This is a genomic window from Paenibacillus senegalensis JC66 (assembly GCF_000285515.1).
In the GTDB taxonomy this organism is placed as follows: Bacteria; Bacillota; Bacilli; order Paenibacillales; family NBRC-103111; genus Paenibacillus_L; species Paenibacillus_L senegalensis.
The window spans coordinates 401,466-423,133 of record NZ_HE610959.1 but is presented as its reverse complement, the minus strand read 5'-3'; the positions used below and the strand labels follow the sequence as shown (position 1 = coordinate 423,133).

Below are 21,668 nucleotides of genomic sequence, written 5' to 3'. Positions count from 1 at the left end.
TTCACTTCATGATGCAGGATGGCCTTTTTTTATCGTTAAGTAAGATTTGGAAAATTAGCCGCTTGCTTCAAAATCAGCCAGCGGTACATATATTCAAACAAAAACTCAAACGCTTCAAGATGCCGCTTCGCTTCAAAAGCGTTAGCGCCCCACGCGTATATCCCGTGATTGCGCAGAACAATACCCGGAATTTGCGGAACAATGGCGTCCTTGACCAGCGCAGCAATTTTTGGAATGTCAGCGTAATTGGGCAAAATAGGCACCTCGATACGTGCATCTTCTTCCCAAATATTAAAAGCCTTAATCAGCTCAATGCCTTGAATTGGGATATGAGCTTGTCCCTGTCCGGCATACCATTCAGAGATCAGATTGTTATATAAAGTGTGTACATGAAACACAGCGCCGCAGCCAGTTGCCTTGTAAATCTCGCAATGAATGAGCGTCTCTGCGGAAGGCTTGAGCGATGTTTGCTGTATTGGCTGCCCGTCTTGATTGACTAGCAGGAAATCTTCGGGGGTATTAAGCGATTTATCTTTGCCGCTGGAAGTGACCGCAAAGACAAAATCAGACTGCCCGGTATGATCCCCGATCCGTACGGACATGTTTCCGCTTGTTGCGGGAAACCACCCTTTACTTGCCAGCATAGTTTTATACTGCCGCAGTTCCTGGAACGCGGCTTGAGCCTGCTCTAATTGGATTTGTTGCTGCATATCGATTGGGACTCCTCTCGCAAGCTTTCCAGCCCGTTAATGACATCGAAGAACGTTTCATATTCACTGTGCGGAAGCTGCAGCTTTTTGCACTCCTCCGCAAGATCGGAACGGGCAAATACATAATCGGCTACCTGGGCCCCGGCAAAATCGGACAAGCTATCGCCAATCAAAATCCGGTTATACTGCGAAGCAGGGTAGCTTCGTATGATGGTTGTTTTGCACATTCCACAGCCGCCCTTGGCACAGTTTTCATCACAGGGATGAGGCCAATCAATGCGAATATGATCTCCGGTGAAATCACCAGTATTGCAGTAAATATTCTCAGTTGGGATATGGAACGGGCGGAGAGCCGGATAAATAAAGAAATCCATGCCTCCACTCGTAACGAGAAACGGATAACTCCGCTGTTTACAATAATCCAGCAGCTCCTGAAACCCATCACGAATTCGGATGTAATCCTGTGTGAACTGGACTATGTCTTTCTGTTGAGAAGCAGGGAGCAGGGCAAACATCCCGCCGACACCTTCCTGCAGAGTCAATTCTTTGTCTAGCGTCTTTTGCAGGATCGTTTCCCAGCCCTCCGGCTGAAACTGCTTCATAATAGCAATGATGTTATCAGTTAAAGTGATCGTTCCATCAAAGTCGCAAAAAATGACCGTCTGCTTGTTCGGATCAAGCTTCATTCCGGGCACCCCCATGTTTCGATCGCCGCTTTCAATTCCTGATGCTGCTGGCTGTAAGCACGCAATGAAATGCCTTGTTGGGTGGCTTCGATAGCCTGCCGGAATGCACGCCCTCCAGCAGCGGCGCCCATTGGGTGGCCGTGAACTCCCCCTCCCGCATTGACTATAACTTCACTGCCGAAATCCCGCAAAATATAAGGGACGAGGCCTGGATGAATGCCTGCAGAGGGTACTGGGAAAGAAGGCGGCAGGGAATGAACCGAAACGCGATTCTGGTTTAATGAAGCAGAGTTGACGTCCGCTTGCGCAGCCGCTGATCCGTTGAAAGTATAATCCTGCTCAATTTGTTCAGTTTGCAGGTTGTGGCGAATGGCCATATTCTCCTCCTTAGGCATCACTACGGAGCCGTATGGCGAAGGAAACAGCACCAGATCGGCACCGGCCAGCCGCATCAATTTGCCAAGCAGGAGAGGAGCAGCGATGCCATGGTAAAGGCTCGGATAGTAAGCTCCTGCCATTGCCGGATGAGCTGCAATTGGTACGGTTACATCTGGATGCTTGCTTAATTCATGCAGCGTGTCGAAGCCGTAGGCCAAAGCATTGAAAAGAAGGGCATTAGCTCCGGCATCAATGGCGATGCGGGCTTTATCAAGTAATTGCGAGGTCGGTCCGGTTAAATTCACGGCGTAGAGCAGCTTTTGCCCGGTGGCTTGCTCGGCTTCCCGTGCGGCATCCATACCAGCCTTTACTCTTTCTTTAAGCGGACTTAGCGGATTTTCAAACAGGATTTCGTCATCCTTGATCAGGTCCACTCCTCCGAGCGCCTGCTGCAGGAATTGCTCACGCAGTGCAGGCAGGTCGTGCCCAATCACTGATTTGAAGATACTCATCAAGAGCGGGCGGTTGAATACACCAAGCTGTTCCCGGACTCCGGTAATTCCGAATTTAGGCCCGCTAAAGGCGGATAGGAAGGAGGGCGAGAAGTGCAGATCGATCAGCTTGATTTTGCCATCCATGGATAACTTGCCGAAGACGGTAACGAGGAGAGCCGGCAAATCCCGGCTAAAATTACGATCAGGATAGGCAATAGTAATATCCGCATATCGCTCACCAAATTCATTGCGATCTTCCGCAATTTCGACTACTTGTCCGAGATAGGGCTGCATGGCTTCTTTTTTAGCCTCGGGCAGGTCAGTCCAACTGCCCACCGTTAAGCCAACGGCGATGCTTGCAGCTTTCTTGGAAAAATCGGCCAACTCATCATAACAGCGATACGTAGCTGTACAATAGTCATTCATAAAGCTCACCTGCTTTCTATGATATCTCCGGCTATCATTTCCGCAATTTCCCTCGAACGCTCCGCCGCACGTTGAACCGCCTCGCGGACAGCGGGCTGGAAGCCTTTAGCGTTCAATACAGCAATGGCCGCCTCGGTCGTGCCGTTGGGCGAAGTAACCTTGCGCCGCAGTTCAGCCGGATCTTCACCGGTATGCTTTACCATCGAGGCGGCGCCAAGCACGGTTTGCACGGTCAGTTCGCGGGCTTGCTCTGGACTAAGCCCTTCGTCGATGCCGGCTTGGACCAGGGCTTCCATCATATAATAAATGTAGGCCGGACCACTGCCCGAGACTCCTGTCAAACCGTGCATTTGCTCCTCTTCAATTTCGGCGGTCAGGCCGATTGCCGAGAAGATGGCGGCAGCGTGCTGACGATTGCGAGCAGAAGCACGCTCTGAAAAGCACAGCCCGGTAGCCCCCAGGCCAATAGAGCTGGAGGTGTTGGGCATAGTGCGGACTACAGGCATGCCGTTTCCTACAGCCTGCTCGATAGCGCTGATGGATAGACCTGCAATGACGGAGATCAGCAGCTGGTCAGCGCGCAGATATGGCTTTAGCGATTGCAGCGCCGTACTGGCATCTTTGGGCTTCATTGCGAGAACGATGATGTCAGCCTTTTGCAAATATTGCTGTGTGGCCTGTTCGCCGCAGCCTGTGCGCACACCGTAAGCGGCAGTCAACTGCTGCAGCTGCTGTTCATTGCTGCGGTTCGTGACATAAATTCGTTCGGAAGGCAGCAGCCTTGCGGAAACGATGCCCCGAATGATGGCTTCAGCCATTGAGCCTGCGCCGATAAACAATATATTCTGACTTGCCAGTCCTTCTGACATAACCATCCTCCGACTATTCTCTGATTTGTCCGTTGCCGTAAACATAGAATTTGGTTGAGGTAAGTGCGGGGAGCCCCATCGGCCCGCGGGCGTGCAGCTTCTGAGTGCTGATGCCAATCTCGGCTCCATAGCCGAATTCAAAGCCGTCCGTGAAACGAGTTGATGCATTGACATAGACAGCGGCTGCGTCAACCTCCTGCATAAAGCGTTCGGCATTCGCCTTAGTTTCCGTTACGATGCACTCGGAATGCATCGTTCCATAAGTGCGAATGTGCTCCAGAGCTTCGTCCAGGCTGGATACCAGTTTAATGTTTAAAATATAATCGTTGTATTCAGTTCCCCAATCAGCCTCAGTAGCCGGCTTGACATAAGGAGCGATCTCAACTGTTCTTGGACAGCCGCGAAGCTCGACACCTGCAGTTACAAATTTGTCAGTCAGTTCAGTCAGGTGCTGCGCCGCATAGCGTTCATGAACGAGCAGCGTTTCCATCGCATTGCAGACGGATGGGCGCTGGATTTTGGCGTTCATAGCTATCCGCAGGGCAAGATCCGGATTCGCGGATTCATCCAGGTAAGTATGGCAGATGCCCGCTCCCGTCTCTATGGCGGGAACTGTTGCATTCTCGACAACACGGCGAATCAGTGAGCTTCCTCCGCGCGGAATGACGACATCGAGAATGCCGTTTAGCGTTAGCATTTCATCTACACTCGCCCGGTCAGGGTTGCTCACCAGCTGCAGTGCATCGACCGGTATGGCGGTCTTAGCCATCGCACCATGCATGACTTCAACAATCCGTTTATTGGAATCGAGGGCGTCTGAGCCGCCGCGAAGCAGTACGGCATTGCCGGATTTTAGGGCAAGACCGGCTGCATCTACCGTTACATTGGGACGGGCCTCATAGATGATGCCGATTAAACCGAGCGGTACTCGCAGCTTGCGGATAAGCATCCCGTTCGGGCGCTCGAACTCTTCCAGGACATCGCCAATCGGGTCATCGAGCTCAACAATTTGGCGAAGGCCTTCAGCCATCGATCGGATCCGTTCTGGCGTCAGCTTCAGGCGGTCCAAGAGAGAGCTGCCCATCCCATTCAGCTGCCCACGCTGCAAATCTTCCTTATTAGCTTGTATGATAGATTCCTGCTCGGCCTCCAAAGCATCGGCAATCATAAGCAGAGCCTCGTTTTTTTGCGCTGTTGTCAGTCTTCCAAGCAGGGGAGCTGTACGTTTCGCTTGTTTTGCCTTGGTTACTACTTCACTCATCGCCTAATCGCCTCCTGGAAAATAACTCGCCTACACATAACTAATTAATCCTCTTTACTATGCTTAAACCACGTTCAGCTGCTCTTCTTTATTATCATTTCAATATCATTTCTATAATTAATTGTTTGAAATTCGGGTGTCTGTTCTTTTAAAGTACGCAGTGCTGATTCTAATTGTAACGGAAAAAAGAAAGAGGGCCTATACTATGTCAATTAATTCAAAGACATCCATTCGTCACGATGAATCACTTCAATCCGGGGCACATCGACTCGTTTTTTTACTTCCTCTGTAGACAGGCCAGCTACCGCTTGCAGCTGCCATGAGGAATAATTGACCACACCGCGTCCAATCGCCTGCTGATCACGGTTCATGACCTCAATGACATCGCCCGGATGAAACTCTCCGGCAATGGTCTGTACTCCGGCAGGAAGCAGGCTGCGGCCTTCCTTAAGCAGAGCGGTTTCCGCACCGTGGTCAACGATGATGCTGCCCTTCGGGAAGGAATGAAAGCCGACCCATTGTTTCTTCATCGGCAGAGTGTGAAGCTTGGTGTCAAAGTACGTTCCCTTGCCTTGATTACACCAGGCTGCCCACAAATCACCAGGCTCTGTAGCCCGCCCGACGAAGACAGGAACTCCTCCGCGCATGGCAATACGCGCCGCTTCAATCTTGGAGCGCATGCCTCCGGTTCCGACTGCCGAACCGCTGCCTCCGGCGATCTTTAACAGCTCCTCGCTGATTTGGTCAACCCGGTCTATCCTTACCGCATCGGCATTCTTTCGCGGGTCGTCTGTGTACAGCCCATCGGTGTCGGTCAGAATCAATAATTTGTCCGCCTTAACCAGATTAGCAACGAGAGCGGACAGAGTATCGTTATCACCAAACTTCAGTTCATCTACTGACACCGTATCGTTCTCATTGATGACAGGGATCACGCCTCTTGCCAAGAGCTCCTCGATAGTCATTAACGCATTTAGCGCCCGTTTGCGATTGGAAAAATCAGAGCGGGTCAGCAGGATTTGCGCTGCCGGAATTCCGAGGCGACCCAGCTCCTGCTGGTAGCATTGCATGAGCAGTGCCTGCCCGACTGCGGCGGCAGCTTGCTTTTCCTTCAAGATGCGGGGCCGCCTTTTGTATCCGATGGTGGCGAATCCGGCTGCTACCGCTCCGGACGTGACCACCAGCACCTGCTGGCCCCTCTTGCGCAGATCGGCCACTTCACCGATGAAATATCGGATTTTGTCATAGTGCAAGCCGCCTTCGTTATAAGTAAGGGAACTGCTGCCAATTTTGACAACGGTTCGAGGCTGCATAACAATCCCTTCTTTCTCCTACTCGAAATATAATGAACCTGCCTGCCTGTAGAAGGGTTCGGAATGGAAAAAAACTTTCGCCCAGTAAGGACGAAAGTAAGCTTTCGCATTTGCCGCTTCGGCGAGCACCTGGTTCCGGGCTTTCTTAAGGCTTTCCGGGCAGGAAAAAGCCGCTTCTTATTTCATCTAGCATAGCATTATCTTTCCTTTATTGTAAAGCTGAGAACCTGATGCAAGCGGTCTTCGGGCAATAACAAAGATTCAAGCCCCAGCCGGGTACCGGCTACTTAAAAAGCTGCAGCCTGCCTATGCGTCTGACCGCTTCACGAAGCCTCTCCTCGGAAGTAAGCAGACCCATGCGCACGTAACCTTCTCCGCTGGCGCCAAAGCCGATGCCAGGTGCGGCTACAACATTAGCCTGATTAAGCAGCAGGTCAGCGAAATCGGCAGAAGTGTAGCCTTCGGGCACAGGCAGCCAGGCGAAGAACGAACCTTCCGAGGGCTTGGCTTTCCAACCGATTTCCCGAAGCTCTTGGAACAGGGTGTTGCGGCGGCTTTCATAAGTCGCCACCAGGGCTTTCACATTGTCCTGCGGGGCTGTCAGGGCTTCAGCCGCAGCAGCCTGAATTCCCCCGAACAAACTGACATAATAATGATCCTGAATCAAATTGATGATGCGGATCAGCTCCGGATTGCCGAGTGCAAAGCCAACTCTCCAGCCGGCCATGTTGTAGGTTTTGGACAGGGTATAAAACTCTACCCCCACTTCTTTTGCCCCTGGTGTTTGCAGAAAGCTGCGCGGTTTTTCACCGTCAAAGCCGATTGCTCCGTAAGCAAAGTCGCTGGCGACGACAATTTGGTTGTCGCGGGCAAATTTTACGGTTTCTTCATAAAAAGATGCCGGGGCACAAACCGCTGTCGGATTGTTAGGGTAATTGATAAACATCAGCTTAGCCTTCTCGAGGACTGAACGGCTGATAACGGAATAATCCGGGAGAAAGGCGTTGCTTTCCAGAAGCGGCATAAATGCCATCTCTGCCCCGGACAAGGCGACCCCTGACCAATAATCGGGATAACCGGGATCCGGCACAAGGCATACATCTCCAGGGTTGAGCAGGCACTGGCTGATCTCGACTAAACCGGTTTTGCCTCCGAAAAGAATAGCTACTTCCGTTTCAGGGTCGAGCTCCACTCCATAATCTTCTTTATAGCGGTGCGCAATCGCTTCTTTCAGAAACAAAAAGCCGTTGAATGGAGGGTATTTGTGATACAAGGGATTGGCCGCAGCCTCCTGCATCTTGGCTACGATATGGGGCGGGGTGGGCTGATCCGGGTTGCCTTGTCCCAGATTAATGACATCGTGTCCGTCTGCTATACGCTGGTTCGCCTTGCGGACGAGGCTGGCAAAAAACTGCTCCGGCAAAGAAAGAATCCGGTCAGCGGGTTGAATGCGGAACATTGAGCTGCTGCGGTTCATTTGATTGACTCACACTCCAAAATTTGTTCGAATTTATAGTAGATAGCTCTTAAGAGCGGCTAATCTGTACATTATGGTTCTGGACACAGCAATAAAGCTATGGAATAGCAATAATGTATCATGACTTTGTACTGCTTGTATAGGCAAAATGATTGTTGAAGAGCAGCAAGCATTTGCGGGCGGCGGACTGATGACTGTGGGAGGTGCAAGCCTGTTTTTTGAATTTGAAAACGGGCGTTGCTGTACAGCAAGCAATGGCTTATGATAGAGAGAATAGCTTGTGGTTAAGACTGCAGGGCTGCCGTGGAGTTAATGAGCGACGACAGGCAGCGGGAACAATTACGGCTGGAAAGAAGGACGTGTATGTTATGAGCGATCAAAACTCTTCACTTACGATTACTGTTCTGCAAATCGATGTAGAAATCGGGAATCCCGATCATAATTTTGCCGTAGTGGAGGAAAAGCTGAATCAGGCAGTGCAAACAGCAGACAAGCCTGATGTCATTGTGCTTCCCGAAATGTGGAACACGGGCTACGCACTTACAGAAATCGACCGCTTGGCCGACAGGGAAGGAGAGCGGACAAGACAGCTGATCGCTCCCTTTTGTGCCAAGCATCAGGTTCATGTAGTAGCGGGCTCGGTAGCAAACCGAAAGGACGGGCAGGTCAGCAATACTGTATTCGTCTTTAACCGGCAGGGGGAAGTGATTGCCGAATACGATAAAATTCACTTGTTCCGCTTAATGGAAGAGGAGAAATATTTGCGGCAGGGAGAACATCTGGGCCGGTTCGAGCTGGACGGAATACCCTGTGCAGTAGTAATCTGCTATGATATCCGGTTCCCGGAGCTCGCGCGCACGCTTGCACTGGATGGCGCCCGCCTGTTGTTTGTTCCCGCTCAGTGGCCCAATCCGAGAAAGCACCATTGGAGAACGCTTCTGCAGGCCAGAGCGATCGAAAACCAGATGGCCGTAGCAGCCTGTAACCGGGTAGGCATAAGCGGCAAGTCCAGCTTCTTCGGCCATTCAATGATCATCAATCCATGGGGCGAACCTCTCGTGGAGGGCGGGGAAGAGGAGGCGCTGCTTACCGCAACCGTATCGCTGGAAGAAGTAGCCAAGGTACGCTCTATGATCCCCGTATTCGAGGACCGCAGACCGGGCCTGTATACGTCTCCTGCAAGATAGCTGGCAGGGAGTCCTGGCTTATCCCAGCGGCCTTTGCCCGATTACGTTCATCATGGTTTCTATGAATGCTTCGGCCGCTTTGGAAAGATAACGGTCATTGCGGTAAGCGATGACGAGGGTGCGGCTCGGCCGGCCGCCAAGGGGCAGGTACACGGGAGTAAACGGGCTGCTGACCTTCCGGGCCACCATTCTCGGCACGAAGGCGATGCCCATTCCGGCAGCAACGAGCGACTGAACCGTATCCATATTGCTGCTTTCGAATACAAGCTTAGGCTCAAAGCCGGCCTGCCGGCACAAATCTATAGAAATTTGGCGAAACCCCTGGCCTCTCTTCAGGATGATAAATGATTCCTCTGCGAGCTCCGCGATGTTCACAGGCTGCTCTTCGCCGCCTTCGCTGCGCCGGGTCAAAGGATGGTTAGCGGGGACAGAGAGACAAATTTCTTCCTCTATCAAGATTTTGTAGGCCAGGCTTCGCTCAAGCAAAGGAAGAGAAAGCAGGCTGATATCCGTCTGCCCGCTCAGGGCGAGACTTTCCAGCTTGGCTGTAGTATCCTCCACCAGCTGGACTTCTATCTCCGGATACAGGTTCTGAAAGACAGGCAGTACGAGAGGCAATATATGAGAGCCGGTAATCGGAAGGCTGCCGACAATCAGCTTTCCCTTTCGCATCATGGAGATGTCGTCCATCTCTTTTCTCAGCTGGGCAACCTGGTCGAGAATAATTTGCGCTTTTTCAACAAACACGGTGCCGGCATAGGTCAAATCAACTGAGTTCGTATTTCTCTGAAACAGCAAAACTCCGATTTCCTTCTCCAGCTTGGCTAACTGCTGACTGAGTGAAGGCTGGGCGATGTGCAGCTTCTCCGCGGCACGAGAGAAGTTTTTTTCCGCTGCTATTTGAATTGCATATTGCAGTTGTCTCAATTCCATAATTTACAGCTCCCCTTAAGTAAATTCTTGAATAGCGGCTGTTGTTAATATGCGGTTATAAGCTTTTCCTATAGAAGTTATAGATATTATATCTTGGAACAATCAAGAAAGAAATGCTACGATAATTAGTAATTATTGTCGAGCAGAATTGCTGCTAGCGATGAACTACTTCCGTTGAGGTGAGAAAACGATGTCGAAGAAAACATTATACGAGAAAATTTGGGATAATCATGTCATCCATCAGGAGGAAGGCAAACCGGGAATTATTTATATCGATCTTCATCTGGTTCATGAGGTTACGTCTCCCCAAGCATTTGAAGGCTTGCGCTTGGCCGGACGCAAGGTGCGCCGCCCGGATCTGACTTTTGCAACAATGGATCATAACGTTCCGACCAAGGACCGGTTTAACATTGCGGATCCGATTTCCAAGCAGCAAATTGATACCCTGTCCAAAAACTGTGCCGATTTCGGGGTCAAGCTGTTTGACCTGGAAAGCACCGACCAGGGCGTTGTCCACGTTATGGGTCCCGAGCTCGGGTTGACTCATCCGGGCAAAACAATCGTCTGTGGCGACAGCCACACTTCGACACATGGCGCCTTTGGTGCACTCGCTTTCGGTATTGGTACGAGCGAGGTTGAGCACGTGCTGGCTACACAATGCTTGCAGCAGTCCAAATCGAAGACGATGGAAGTCAGGGTCAACGGCAAGCTGCCAATCGGCGTTACTGCTAAAGACCTGATTTTGGGAATAATCGCTCAATACGGTACAGATTTTGCCACCGGCTATGTTATTGAGTATACGGGAGAAGCCATCCGCGGTTTGTCGATGGAAGAGCGGATGACCGTATGTAACATGTCAATCGAGGCTGGTGCGCGTGCTGGTCTGATTGCTCCGGATGAAACGACCTTTAACTATCTGCGCGGCCGGGAATATGTTCCTCAAGGAGAAGCTTTCGAGCAGGCGGTTGCTGAGTGGAAGCAGCTGGTAACCGATGAGGGCGCGGAATACGATACCGTTATTGAATTTGACGCCGCTGCGCTGAAACCGCAAGTAACCTGGGGCACAAGTCCGGGAATGGGTACGGATATTACCGCTGCTGTACCGAATCCGTCTGACTTCACTACGGAAAATGCGAGAAAAGCAGCGGAGAAAGCTTTGGAATATATGGGTCTTGAGCCTGGAACTCCAATGAGCGAGCTCAAAATCGACCGCGTATTTATCGGCTCTTGTACGAACGGCCGGATCGAAGATTTGCGCGCCGCGGCCGCTATTGCCAAAGGTTATAAAGTATCTCCTAGCGTAAATGCAATCGTCGTTCCAGGCTCAGGCAGAGTAAAAATTCAGGCAGAAAATGAAGGTCTGGACAAAATCTTTATCGAAGCCGGATTCGAGTGGCGGGATGCGGGCTGCAGCATGTGTCTGGCTATGAACCCGGACGTGCTGAGCCCAGGCGAGCGCTGTGCTTCGACGTCTAACCGGAATTTTGAAGGCCGTCAAGGACGCGGCGGCCGTACACATCTGGTTTCTCCTGCAATGGCTGCTGCAGCTGCGATCGAAGGCCGTTTTGTTGATGTACGCGATTGGAAAATTAATTAACCGTAGAGGAGTGGCGCAACAATGGAAGCTTTTAAAAAACATACCGGACTGGCTGTTCCAGTCGACCGGGTGAATGTAGATACGGATGCAATTATTCCGAAACAATTTTTGAAGAGAATTGAAAGAACAGGCTTTGGACAGTTTCTGTTCTATGAATGGCGTTTCACTGAGCAAGGAGAGGAAATTCCGGAGTTCAACCTTAATAAGCCTCGTTACAAGGGAGCATCTGTGCTGCTCTCCAGAGCGAACTTCGGCTGCGGTTCTTCCCGCGAGCATGCTCCATGGGCGATTCTCGACTACGGCTTCAAAGTAGTGATTGCTCCTTCTTTTGCTGATATTTTCTACAACAACTGCTTTAAGAACGGCATTCTGCCTATCAAGCTGTCAGAAGAGGAAGTAGACGAATTGTTCAATCGCACCAATGCGCAGGAAGGCTATGAGCTGACTGTGGATCTGGAGAACAAAAAAATTACAGATGGACAAGGATTAGAGCTTAGTTTCGATCTCGATGAGCACCGCAGACAATTTTTATTGCAGGGTCTTGATGATATCGGGCTGACTCTCCAGCATAGTGATGCCATTTCCGCTTATGAAGAGAAGCACAGCCAGCGTCTTGCATATCCGCAATAAACAAAAATAGTTATGTTCCGCCTGCATGGCTTGAAACGGGATATTTTGATAGACTAGAAATCGACAACGTACACGCAGTTTAACGACTATTTACCCCGATAGCCTCTTGTCAAAACAGAAAAATCTGTCGACAAGGGGCTTTTTTCGCAACTTTATGGAAAATATTACGTCTAATTAATTGTCGTGTGGCATAATCTACTAAAGCTCAGAGGTGAATGATGAAAAAGCTGCTATTTTCCACGTTGTCCTTGTTTCTTTTAGTCTTCATGCTTCCCATGGTCAGCAGTGCGGATGAGCCGATTCCGCTTTACCTTAACGGGGAAAGGCTGGAGCCGGAGGTGCCTCCGCGTCTTGTTCAAGACACGACGATGGTTCCCGTCCGCATCATAGCTGAGGCGCTGGGAGCAGATGTGGAGTGGAATCAAGATGAGCAGCAGGTAACGATAACGGTAGATCAGACGAAGATCTGGCTCTGGATCGGCAAGCTGGACGCTGTTGTTAATGCATCCAGCTATAAGCTGGATCAGGTTCCCCCAATGAATGATGCGGGAAATACGCTTGTTCCTGTCCGCTTTGTTGCCGAGAATCTCGGCCTTATGGTCAAATGGGACAATGAGAACCGAGCGGTACATATGATCAGTGAACAGCCCGAGCCGGAGCAGCCGGTAACGGAACCTGATCAGCCGGAAAGTCCTTCAGAGGAGCATCCTGCAGAACCGGGAATGGAACCGGGAGCCCCGCAAGTGCCTGGAGGAACACCAGCTCCGGATCCAATCGAGAATCCCGGCGAGGAAGTTCAGCTTCCCAGGATTGAGTCGATTCAGCTGAATAATGAGCAGCTGGTTATTCAGGGTACGGACGAGCTTCGGGCCAATCACTTCTCGTTAGTTAATCCGCACCGAATCGTAATAGACTTGCCTAATACTGTATTGGGCGAGCAAATGGCGGCCAATATGGTGAACAACACCGGCGAGCTGTATGTAGATCATCCGATGATTGAGAAGATTCGCTATTCTCTTTATTCGGACAAGCCCTATACGGTTCGCGTCGTCATTGACCTGAACAGCAAGGCATCCTACAAGCTCGTTGATCAGAACGAGTGGAATCAGGTAGTAATGAATTTCCAGCCGTTTATTTATAATGTGGTCATTGACCCGGGACATGGGGCGAAAGATCCCGGCGCAGGATCGGTTGTAGGCAAAACCGAGAAAGAGTTTAACCTCAGCATGTCTCTCAAGGTCAAGCAGCTTCTCGATGCCGAACCGTTAATTCAGCCTCTGCTTACGCGCAATGATGACACTTTTCTTGAATTGGACGAGCGTGCTGCCTTTGCCAACAGTCAAAATGCAGATGTGTTTGTATCTATTCACGGAAACAGTTTCCGACCGGAAACGAGAGGAACAGAAACGTTCTATTACAAAGCCGACAGCCGGGAGCTGGCAGATATTGTCCACAAGCATGTTTTGGAAGCTACAGGATTCCCGGATCGCGGAGTGAAGAAAAGCCGTTTCCGTGTTATTACGGTAACTTCTATGCCCGCCACACTACTGGAAATAGGGTTTCTCTCTAATGAGATAGAAGCTCCGCAAATGTTTGAAGAGGAATTTCAACAGCGAGTTGCGGAAGCAATAGTCAATGGAATAAAAGAATATTTAGGTGTATAATTAACCGTTGTCTTCTTATAGTTTTCATTTAAGAGTTTTCATTTTAAAGTTGTCTTCTTAAAAGGTGAAAGGGGAAGAGGAATGAAATCGGGGAATAAGAAAGAGAAAAAACTACTGGCTTCTTTGGTCGCCTCTACTTTGTTATTGGGAGCTCCGATAGGAGGCGCGCTGCCTGTGTTTGCGAACTCCGCGCCGGGTGCCGTAAAAGCCGCCGCTCTAAATTTTCAATTCCCGGACGTGCCTTCATCGCACTGGGCTCACTCTTATGTGTCCAAGCTGGCTTTACAAGGAATTATTCAGGGTGACGACCGTGGAAGATATAATCCAGAGAGTCAGGTTAACCATCAGGATGCTGTTATCCTGGCGATCCGTTTGATGGGGCTTGAGGAAGAAGCGCTCGCTGTAAAAACAGATAACACCGTGCTGCCCTTTACTGTATCCAATTACGCTAGAGGTTATGTCATCACGGCGATTGAGCACGGGTTAATTGTTATACGCGAGGAAACTTCCGCAGGTTCCGGAGAGACTTCCTGGGGAACTAGACCGGCGTCTCGCGAGTGGGTGGCGAAGCTCGTTATCCGGGCATTAGACAAACAATCAGAAGCGGATCGCAAAAAGAACCAATCGAGCGGCTTTGCCGATCACGGTCAAATTTCGGACAGCAATGTTGGTTTCATTAACGAAGCGGTGGCGCTGAAAATTGTTGACGGCTTTGAGGATAATACCTTTAAACCGAAGCAAGCTGTGACCAGAGCTCAGATGGCCACATTTATTAGCCGGGCGGAGCCTCATTCCCCTGTTCAATCTGACAAAGTAACGGTTGGAACGATCAGTCAGGTGACTTCCAATTCTATTGAAGTCATTGACAAGGATGGAGATATCCATAATCTGCGGACTACATCGGATTCGATCTATTACAATGCCAGCAATAATATCATCTCCCGCAGCAGCCTGCAGCCGGGTTATCAGATTTATACCGTAGTCGATGGCAATACCGCCTATTATATTGAGGTTTTGGAAGAAGCATCGTATCAAACACTGCAGGGAGTGCTGGAAGAGGTTGATATCCTGGAAGGCACCATTATCCTTGTGCATGGCGGAACAACTGAGACATTGAACTTGTTGAACAACGTTGCGATCACGGATAAAAACGGCAACGGACTGAGCTTGTCTGCTCTGGTTAAGGGAAGTCAAGTAGAGATCAGCAGAACAACTGGGGCTAACAGTCAAGTGGTTAAGATTGTCGTAAATGAGGTGCCGGTAAATAAATCGGGTATCGCCACCTTTGTTTCCGTTGATACCGAAGGCAAGAAGCTTAAGTTCAAAGAGGACGGCGGGGATGAACAGCAATTCCCGTACGAAGAAAATCTTTCGGCTAAGTACAGGGACGGAATGAGGCCGCTGAACCAATTATTCGCTGGAGATACGATTCGCTTCAAGGTAGAGAACAATCGACTGGTCGAGGTTGAAGTGCTCACTTCCGTAGTCGAATCGATTGAAAAGGGACGGATGATTGACATTAAGACGGATGGCCGCTCCCGTTATGTGACTGTGCAGAAATCGGATAACCAGTTTGGAAGCTATGCCTATGACAACCGGGTAGAAGTGGTCATGCCTTGGAAGGACACGTCTTCTATTGCTGAGCTGCAAATAGGGGATGACTTGACGCTGTATTTGAACCAGGAGAACCTGATTCAAAAAATTATAGTCGGTGAGCGTGTAGAAAGCAAAGTTTACAATGCGGAAATCATGAGCTATGACAAGGACAACAAGTACCTCATTGTAAAAGAAAACAACGTGCCCGAAATTTACACACTGAATGACCGCATTACTTTCTATACTAATGGAACCAGCATCCCTCTCGAGTCTTTTGCAACTATTTTCCGTGCGGGTACGCGGGTAGATCTGACGTTTAACAATAGCGGAGATCTGGTCAGCATCAACATGAACAGCGGATATGAAGGTGTAATCTCCAACATCAATCCGACAACACGTGATTTAACCTTGTCGATGCCAGATAACCAATTCCTGCCTTTAAAGCTGAACACGCATGTATCGGTGGAAAAACTTAACGAAGATCAATTTACCGTTCAAGATCTTAAAGTTGGAGATAAAGTCAAAGTTGTTCTCGCAGTGAATGAGAATCTGGTGTACAACATCCAAGTGGTGCAGACGCTTGATTATGAACTCGTCTCCCGTGTTGAATCATCTCGCCAGCTGACTGTTAAGGATTCCAACGGACGTACGGTGTCTTATACGGTTCCTCAGCAGGCCAAATTATTGAATGCCAATGGTAACGCCATTAATTGGAGTCAGCTGACAGCAGGTATGAAGCTTAAAGTGACGTTCCATGGAAAATCGGTTCAAACAGTTCAATTGGTTGCGAACAATTAAGGAGTCGGTTTGCCATCATAGTAACAGGCAGCAGTTCTTGCATTCCTGAAAGGTTCAGTAATGGAATTGCAGCTGCAGCTGCCGGGCAGGGGGGGACCCTCTTGCCCGGCATTTTTTTTGAACCTGTGAATGTAATAAAATATTCGATTTTATCTCTTTTTGGTCATTGAATGTAGTTATTAAATTAGTTACACTGTAGGGTATTCGATGTTGCGGTCTTTCGGCCGGCAAGAACCATCAGTAGAAGGGAGACAACGGTATGAACAAACAGCAGGTCCGTCATATTTTGGATACGATCGCCGAGATGTTTCCCGACGCGCACTGTGAGCTTAATCATTCGAATCCGTTCGAACTAACGATAGCTGTGTTGTTGTCAGCCCAATGTACGGATGAAACGGTCAATAAAGTAACAGCGGATTTGTTCCAGAAATATAGAAAACCGGAAGATTACCTGGCTGTCCCGTTGTCAGAGCTGGAGCAGGACATCCGCAGGATTGGCTTGTACCGGAATAAAGCGAAGAATATCCAAAGCTTATGTGCCATGATTTTGGACAAGTACGGCGGAGAAATTCCTAGGGAGCACGAGCAATTGGTCGAGCTGCCGGGCGTGGGACGTAAAACGGCCAATGTAGTCGTCTCCAACGCTTTTGATGTCCCGGCTATTGCTGTAGATACTCATGTGGAGAGAGTTTCCAAAAGGCTGGGATTAGCCAAACTGAAAGATTCCGTTCTAGAAGTGGAAAAAAGCCTGATGAAGAAGGTTCCTCGCGAAGAATGGACGCAAACCCATCATCGCTTGATTTTTTTTGGAAGGTATCACTGCAAAGCCCAGAATCCCCGCTGCGAAATCTGTCCATTGCTGGACATTTGCAGAGAAGGTAAAAAAAGAATGAAGTCTGGGAAGAATAGGAAAGCGGTAGAAGTAAACAATAAGTAACAGGCACCATCCCGCTATGGCCATAATCGCCGAAGGGAAATTGGCAAACAGGAAAAATCAAGCTGGCTGCATAGACTAGACAAACTACAAAGGATGGGACAACTATAATGAAATGTATCTCGGTATATACCAACAATTTTGAATCGTTTTCGGACATCTATGAAGAAATTTTAGAAGCTTCCTTCGAGGACAACGAAGAAAAAGAGTTTCAGGGTGTTGTTGTCAGTGAAGCGGGAACAGTACCGGACAACTATCTTGAACGGATGAGAGCAAAGCCGGAGGTCGTTGTTATGAAAATTAAAGATACGGAAATTACGATTCTCCAGCATGGAGATGTTTTTGAAATACTTCTCCCGGAAAAAGAAAGTGTGGTAAACTAGAAACCGATGAATTTCGGTTTTTTTCTTTTAGGCCTTTTTTAGGCTGTATTTTCTATGTTTACGAATAGTGACAGTCAGGAGACATGCAGGATGAGTGGAGAAGCAACGATTATCCGTTTGGCTCAGCAGATGGAGTCGGCGGGAGACTTGGCAAACGCCGCTAAAATGCATCAATTGAAGAAGAAGCTGGATTACGGCCAGTTTTATATAGCGTTTTGCGGACATTTCTCAGCAGGTAAATCGAGTTTAATCAATCAATTATGCGGGCACCCTTTACTTCCTTCCAGTCCGATTCCGACGAGTGCCAATATTGTGTCGATTGCGCGGGGTGAGCCGGCTGCCTCCATTTATTATAACGATCAGGAAGAACCGCTGCCCGTGCTGTTAGAGCAGCTGGAGGAATACTGTAAGGACGGGGACCGCATCCGCACCGTGGCTATTCATTATCCGAGCCCGCTGCTGACTGAACAAACCGTGCTACTGGATACGCCTGGCATTGATTCTACAGATGACGCACACCGTCTGGCGACCGAGTCGGCGCTGCATTTGGCAGATGTGGTGTTCTATGTAATGGATTATAACCATGTCCAGTCGGAAATGAATTTAACATTTACGAAGCACCTCCAGGAGTGGGGCAAACCGCTATATTTGATTGTCAATCAGATAGACAAGCATCGTGAAGAAGAGCTGCCTTTCGAGCAGTTCGCCCGCAGCGTGAAGGAAGCGTTTGCGAACTGGAATATCCAGCCGCAAGGTATTTTTTATTTAAGCTTGCGCGAGCCGGATCATCCTGAGCAGCAGTGGCAGCCGCTCATCTGGACCCTGCGCAATCTTATGCAGATGGCGGAAGATTTAAGGCAGAGAAGCGCAAGGGATTCGGCTGTTCAGCTTGTCGGAGACTACAGCCGGCATATAGCTGAAGCGAATCAAGAGGTGAAAGCTGCTTGGCGGGAGGAATTGTCGGCCCTGGAGTCTCCTGATGAAGCGATACAAGCCTACGAATCGAACCGGCGGAAATTAGAGGAGCTGGCGCAGCGGGCCGAACAGTGGTATGCAGTGTGGAAGAAAGAAACCGACTCGATTATTGATAACGCCAATCTGACTCCTGCTGTAACTCGTGATTTAGCTCAACATTATTTGGATAGCCGCAAGCCTGGATTTAAGGTCGGGTTTTTTAACCGCGCGGCGCAAACCGCGAAAGAAATAGATGCCCGGCTGCAAGCGTTTCGCGATGACCTTGCGGAGAAGGTGCAGGCAGGGTTAACCTGGCATTTGCAGTCGTTTTTTAAGAAGCTGGTTCAGACACACAAGCTTTCCGATTCGCTACCGGACAGCTTGCAGGATGGTATCCAGCAGCAGCCGGAAGGCGGGTGGCTGGCTTCTCAGGTGCATTCCGGCGCCGAATTCAGCGGCGAATATACTTTGAATTACTGCAGGCAAATCGCGTCGGAAATTAAGGGTCAATATAGGCGCGCTGTGCAGGAGCTGCTGGAATGGAGCTTGCAGGCTGTTTCCGTACAGGTGGAGGAAGAAGCTCGGGGACTCAAGGAGATAGTAAGCAAGCAAGAGCAGCAGCTGGCTGCCTACCACAAGCTTCAAACTCTTGAGAACGAAGAACAGCAGGAGTACATGCTGATGATTCAGCAGATCGAGCAGGAATGGAACGAAGCGGCGCTTCGTCTGCCAAATCCCGCTGATTTTGACCGCGAGCAATTTCTGGAAGCAGAATCGCTAGCGATGCCTGCCCTGCAGGCTTCTGCTAATGCGAAAGGAAAGGCACCGGGCAAGTCAGCTGCCGCCGTGCAGGGAGCTTCGCCCGCAGCGGTCGCCGTTCAAGAGGCTGAAGCGGGAAGGGCAGCTGAGCAGGTAGCTCATGAACAAGCTGCTTTGGAGCAAGTGAGAAAACAACGGGCACGCATGCAGGAGACAGCCCGCAACCTGCGGGAAGCGTCCGCCCTGATAGCCGACATCGCCTCGCTTCGATCCGCTTCCCGGTCGATGCTGGAGAAGGCGGGGCGGCTAGAGACGAACCGCTTTACGATTGCTTTGTTCGGCGCGTTCAGTGCCGGGAAATCCTCGTTTGCCAATGCGCTGCTTGGAGAACGGATTCTGCCTGTCTCTCCTAATCCGACAACCGCCGCGATTAACACCATCTTGCCGCCTGCAGCGGACTGTCCGCATGGCACTGTACTGGTGCAGATGAAAACAGCCGATAAAATTGAAGAAGAAATTCGGTATTCGCTTGAGGTGCTTGGCGAGGATTGGAATGGACGAGAGGCTGCCTTGGCCGCTATTGAAAATTACAGCCGGGCAATGTTGCGGAAGGGGCCAAGCCCCATTACACGTTTTTGAAGGCGGTCGGGCGCGGCTGGCCGCAGGCGAGTGGGGTTTTCGGGGAGACGCTGACCGTTACCCTCCATGAATTCGATGATTATGTGGCCAATGAGGAGCGCTCCTGTTTTGTTGAAGGCGTCAAGCTCTACCACTCTAACCCTTTGACCGATCAAGGAATGGTCATCGTCGACACTCCAGGGGCCGATTCGATCAATGCAAGACATACGGGAGTAGCTTTTAACTATATAAAAAATGCGGATGCCATTCTGTTCGTGACCTACTATAATCATGCCTTTTCCCAGGCGGATCGGGAATTTCTGCTGCAGCTGGGCAGAGTGAAAGATACGTTCGAGCTCGATAAAATGTTTTTTATAGTGAACGCAGCTGATCTGGCGAAAGACCAGGAGGAGCTGGATGCGGTAGTGTCTCATGTGGAGGCAAATTTGCTTGCTCAAGGTGTGCGCAATGCGAGAATTTATCCGCTGTCCAGCCAGCAAGCCGTTGCTGCCAAGCTGGCAAAGGATGCCGACTTGCTGAATCAATCAGGCATCGCAACGTTCGAACGCGAGTTTATCCGCTTTACGCTTGAAGAGCTGACCGATATTGCCGTGCGTTCAGCGAGCTCTGAATTTGCAAGAGCAGCTGCCATCCTGCAGGAATGGATTACTCAGGCAGCCAAAGGCAAAGCGGAGAGAGAAGCTGAGGTACAGCGGCTGCAGGAAGCCTATGCCAAGCTGGAGCAGCTCGTCCAATCTGAATGGAAAGCGGACTGGCACGCAGACTTGGAGAAAGAGATTGCCGAGCTATTATATTACGTTAAACAAAGAGTAGGCTTTAGGTTTACCGATCTCTACAATTTGGCCTTTAATCCCAGCGCTTTGGCAGATGGCGGCGATAAGGGCCAGGCTCTGAGAGCCTGCCATTATGACCTGCACCGGCTGCTCTCCTACGATCTGTCCCAGGAAGTGTTGGCCACCACCTTGCGCGTGGAACAGTGGATGAACAGGACTCTTGAACAGCTTCTAGCCCGCTGGCGGGAGAATTATGCGGTATGGTTTCCTGAGTTTCCTCACGAAACCTATGATGCTGTTGCTTTTGCCACCCCGCAGGTAGAGGAGTTCCTGGATGCCGTAGAGCCTAATGTGAAAATGCTGCTGAAAATGTACAAGAACGGCAAGTCCTTCTTTGAAGGGAATGGCAAGGAGCTGCTGAAAGCAGAGCTGGAGCAGCAGTTTGGCATTGTAATGGAGCGTTATGCGGAGCGTCACCAGGCATTATTAACCACTTCTTATCAAAAACAAATGGCCGAAGCACACCAGCAGCGAATGGCCAAAGAAATGGAATCACTGGGCGAGCAAGTTCAGGGCTGGACAGACGCCCTCCAGCTGTCCGTGGATCTGGAGCAGCTTAAAGCAGCAAGGCAGCGTCTGCTGCAGCTTTCGGAAGCCTAATAGAATTCCCATTCTTCCTTACGAGGGAGCAAAACCGGTCGCATAGGCCGGTTTTTTGTTGTATAACGAAGAGCTGTTCAGAAGTGGTTTAAAATGCATCCTGCGACTAACTGCGCCCGGCGGGCAGCCGAGCGGTAGCTCCGCGAGCAGCCCAGCGCGTAGCCCGGCGGTCGGTCCAGCGCGGATCCTAGCGGGTGGCACACGCGGAACCAGGCGAGCAGCCCAGCGCGGTGAAAAAATTGTAGTTGTGCCGGAGATGAGCGTTTGCCTAGCAAGGCCCAGCGGAATATTTTCTAGTCAAAAAGAGGAATTTTTAAAAGGTTGAGGAAACCGCAAGCAATTGGGGGGATTTCGACTATTTGAAAGATAATAGAGGATTGTATCTGTTTTTTTTAGGCAAATGTGGATATTGAGGACATTTAGAGGTTTTCTCCTTATTGCCGCTGGATTCGGATGGTGATAATATACCTAAAGGTTTAGCGGAAAAGCCTGTTTGATTGCCCTAAATCCATAATTCCGGGGCACAGATAAGCTTATAGTCAGGCAT

The 21,668-nt window shown here is 50.0% G+C and carries 17 protein-coding genes; 9 read left to right on the top strand and 8 right to left on the bottom strand.

Annotation, left to right across the window (positions count from 1 at the left end; translation table 11 throughout):
• Positions 1-35: 35 nt before the first annotated feature.
• The 7 genes from mtnB to PSHG_RS13845 form a co-directional block, all read right to left on the bottom strand.
• Positions 36-710 (bottom strand): methylthioribulose 1-phosphate dehydratase, encoded by a 675-nt coding sequence (gene mtnB, locus PSHG_RS13880; protein ID WP_010273765.1) that lies wholly within the window; start codon positions 708-710, stop codon positions 36-38.
• Positions 689-1,396 (bottom strand): 2-hydroxy-3-keto-5-methylthiopentenyl-1-phosphate phosphatase, encoded by a 708-nt coding sequence (locus tag PSHG_RS13875; RefSeq protein ID WP_010273763.1) that lies wholly within the window; start codon positions 1,394-1,396, stop codon positions 689-691. The genes mtnB and PSHG_RS13875 overlap by 22 nt, the downstream gene beginning before the upstream one ends.
• Positions 1,393-2,694, bottom strand: coding sequence for a 2,3-diketo-5-methylthiopentyl-1-phosphate enolase (locus tag PSHG_RS13870; protein WP_010273760.1), 1,302 nt, complete (start codon positions 2,692-2,694; stop codon positions 1,393-1,395). The genes PSHG_RS13875 and PSHG_RS13870 overlap by 4 nt, the downstream gene beginning before the upstream one ends.
• A gap of 5 nt (positions 2,695-2,699) precedes the next feature.
• On the bottom strand, positions 2,700-3,563 hold the full coding sequence (proC, locus tag PSHG_RS13865; RefSeq protein ID WP_010273756.1) for a pyrroline-5-carboxylate reductase: 864 nt from the start codon (positions 3,561-3,563) through the stop codon (positions 2,700-2,702).
• A gap of 13 nt (positions 3,564-3,576) precedes the next feature.
• Positions 3,577-4,824 (bottom strand): glutamate-5-semialdehyde dehydrogenase, encoded by a 1,248-nt coding sequence (locus PSHG_RS13860; protein ID WP_010273753.1) that lies wholly within the window; start codon positions 4,822-4,824, stop codon positions 3,577-3,579.
• A 212-nt stretch (positions 4,825-5,036) separates the two neighbouring features.
• Positions 5,037-6,137 carry a glutamate 5-kinase gene (gene proB / locus PSHG_RS13855; RefSeq protein WP_010273749.1) on the bottom strand — a complete coding sequence of 367 codons (1,101 nt, stop codon included), beginning with the start codon at positions 6,135-6,137 and terminating at the stop codon, positions 5,037-5,039.
• 283 nt (positions 6,138-6,420) lie between these two features.
• A complete protein-coding gene (locus PSHG_RS13845) occupies positions 6,421-7,614 on the bottom strand; it encodes a pyridoxal phosphate-dependent aminotransferase (RefSeq protein ID WP_010273745.1) in 1,194 nt (397 codons plus the stop codon).
• A 218-nt stretch (positions 7,615-7,832) separates the two neighbouring features.
• Here PSHG_RS13845 and PSHG_RS13840 point away from each other — a divergent pair, with 218 nt between their 5' ends.
• Complete coding sequence (locus PSHG_RS13840; RefSeq protein WP_010273742.1) at positions 7,833-8,801, top strand: carbon-nitrogen family hydrolase; 969 nt, start codon at positions 7,833-7,835, stop codon at positions 8,799-8,801.
• Between the two features lie 18 nt (positions 8,802-8,819).
• On the opposite strand, the gene PSHG_RS13835 is transcribed toward PSHG_RS13840, so the two are convergent.
• Positions 8,820-9,734 carry a LysR family transcriptional regulator gene (locus PSHG_RS13835; RefSeq protein ID WP_010273739.1) on the bottom strand — a complete coding sequence of 305 codons (915 nt, stop codon included), beginning with the start codon at positions 9,732-9,734 and terminating at the stop codon, positions 8,820-8,822.
• 190 nt (positions 9,735-9,924) lie between these two features.
• Here PSHG_RS13835 and leuC point away from each other — a divergent pair, with 190 nt between their 5' ends.
• The 8 genes from leuC (at position 9,925) to PSHG_RS29415 (ending at position 21,121) form a co-directional block, all read left to right on the top strand.
• A complete protein-coding gene (gene leuC, locus PSHG_RS13830; protein WP_010273736.1) occupies positions 9,925-11,331 on the top strand; it encodes a 3-isopropylmalate dehydratase large subunit in 1,407 nt (468 codons plus the stop codon).
• 21 nt (positions 11,332-11,352) lie between these two features.
• A complete protein-coding gene (gene leuD, locus PSHG_RS13825) occupies positions 11,353-11,961 on the top strand; it encodes a 3-isopropylmalate dehydratase small subunit (protein WP_010273733.1) in 609 nt (202 codons plus the stop codon).
• A 215-nt stretch (positions 11,962-12,176) separates the two neighbouring features.
• On the top strand, positions 12,177-13,625 hold the full coding sequence (locus tag PSHG_RS13820) for an N-acetylmuramoyl-L-alanine amidase (protein WP_081505141.1): 1,449 nt from the start codon (positions 12,177-12,179) through the stop codon (positions 13,623-13,625).
• An 81-nt stretch (positions 13,626-13,706) separates the two neighbouring features.
• On the top strand, positions 13,707-16,019 hold the full coding sequence (locus PSHG_RS13815; protein WP_010273727.1) for an S-layer homology domain-containing protein: 2,313 nt from the start codon (positions 13,707-13,709) through the stop codon (positions 16,017-16,019).
• Between the two features lie 259 nt (positions 16,020-16,278).
• The gene (gene nth / locus PSHG_RS13810; RefSeq protein ID WP_010273724.1) at positions 16,279-16,956 is read left to right on the top strand and encodes an endonuclease III; all 678 of its coding nucleotides are present in this window, start codon (positions 16,279-16,281) and stop codon (positions 16,954-16,956) included.
• A 107-nt stretch (positions 16,957-17,063) separates the two neighbouring features.
• Positions 17,064-17,336: a hypothetical protein gene (locus tag PSHG_RS13805; RefSeq protein WP_010273723.1), complete on the top strand. Its 273-nt coding sequence runs from the start codon at positions 17,064-17,066 to the stop codon at positions 17,334-17,336.
• Positions 17,337-17,426: 90 nt separating this feature from the next.
• A complete protein-coding gene (locus tag PSHG_RS29420) occupies positions 17,427-19,688 on the top strand; it encodes a dynamin family protein (RefSeq protein WP_052310067.1) in 2,262 nt (753 codons plus the stop codon).
• On the top strand, positions 19,685-21,121 hold the full coding sequence (locus PSHG_RS29415; protein WP_052310066.1) for a dynamin family protein: 1,437 nt from the start codon (positions 19,685-19,687) through the stop codon (positions 21,119-21,121). The genes PSHG_RS29420 and PSHG_RS29415 overlap by 4 nt, the downstream gene beginning before the upstream one ends.
• Positions 21,122-21,668 lie beyond the last annotated feature (547 nt).

What these genes read in the sequence shown, in the direction of transcription:
- mtnB (WP_010273765.1), bottom strand. Translation starts at nt 710, where the DNA reads ATGCAGCAACAAATCCAATTAGAGCAGGCTCAAGCCGCGTTCCAGGAA.
- PSHG_RS13875 (WP_010273763.1), bottom strand. Translation starts at nt 1,396, where the DNA reads ATGAAGCTTGATCCGAACAAGCAGACGGTCATTTTTTGCGACTTTGAT.
- PSHG_RS13870 (WP_010273760.1), bottom strand. Translation starts at nt 2,694, where the DNA reads ATGAATGACTATTGTACAGCTACGTATCGCTGTTATGATGAGTTGGCC.
- proC (WP_010273756.1), bottom strand. Translation starts at nt 3,563, where the DNA reads ATGTCAGAAGGACTGGCAAGTCAGAATATATTGTTTATCGGCGCAGGC.
- PSHG_RS13860 (WP_010273753.1), bottom strand. Translation starts at nt 4,824, where the DNA reads ATGAGTGAAGTAGTAACCAAGGCAAAACAAGCGAAACGTACAGCTCCC.
- proB (WP_010273749.1), bottom strand. Translation starts at nt 6,137, where the DNA reads ATGCAGCCTCGAACCGTTGTCAAAATTGGCAGCAGTTCCCTTACTTAT.
- PSHG_RS13845 (WP_010273745.1), bottom strand. Translation starts at nt 7,614, where the DNA reads ATGAACCGCAGCAGCTCAATGTTCCGCATTCAACCCGCTGACCGGATT.
- PSHG_RS13835 (WP_010273739.1), bottom strand. Translation starts at nt 9,734, where the DNA reads ATGGAATTGAGACAACTGCAATATGCAATTCAAATAGCAGCGGAAAAA.
- leuC (WP_010273736.1), top strand. Translation starts at nt 9,925, where the DNA reads ATGTCGAAGAAAACATTATACGAGAAAATTTGGGATAATCATGTCATC.
- leuD (WP_010273733.1), top strand. Translation starts at nt 11,353, where the DNA reads ATGGAAGCTTTTAAAAAACATACCGGACTGGCTGTTCCAGTCGACCGG.
- PSHG_RS13820 (WP_081505141.1), top strand. Translation starts at nt 12,177, where the DNA reads ATGATGAAAAAGCTGCTATTTTCCACGTTGTCCTTGTTTCTTTTAGTC.
- PSHG_RS13815 (WP_010273727.1), top strand. Translation starts at nt 13,707, where the DNA reads ATGAAATCGGGGAATAAGAAAGAGAAAAAACTACTGGCTTCTTTGGTC.
- nth (WP_010273724.1), top strand. Translation starts at nt 16,279, where the DNA reads ATGAACAAACAGCAGGTCCGTCATATTTTGGATACGATCGCCGAGATG.
- PSHG_RS13805 (WP_010273723.1), top strand. Translation starts at nt 17,064, where the DNA reads ATGAAATGTATCTCGGTATATACCAACAATTTTGAATCGTTTTCGGAC.
- PSHG_RS29420 (WP_052310067.1), top strand. Translation starts at nt 17,427, where the DNA reads ATGAGTGGAGAAGCAACGATTATCCGTTTGGCTCAGCAGATGGAGTCG.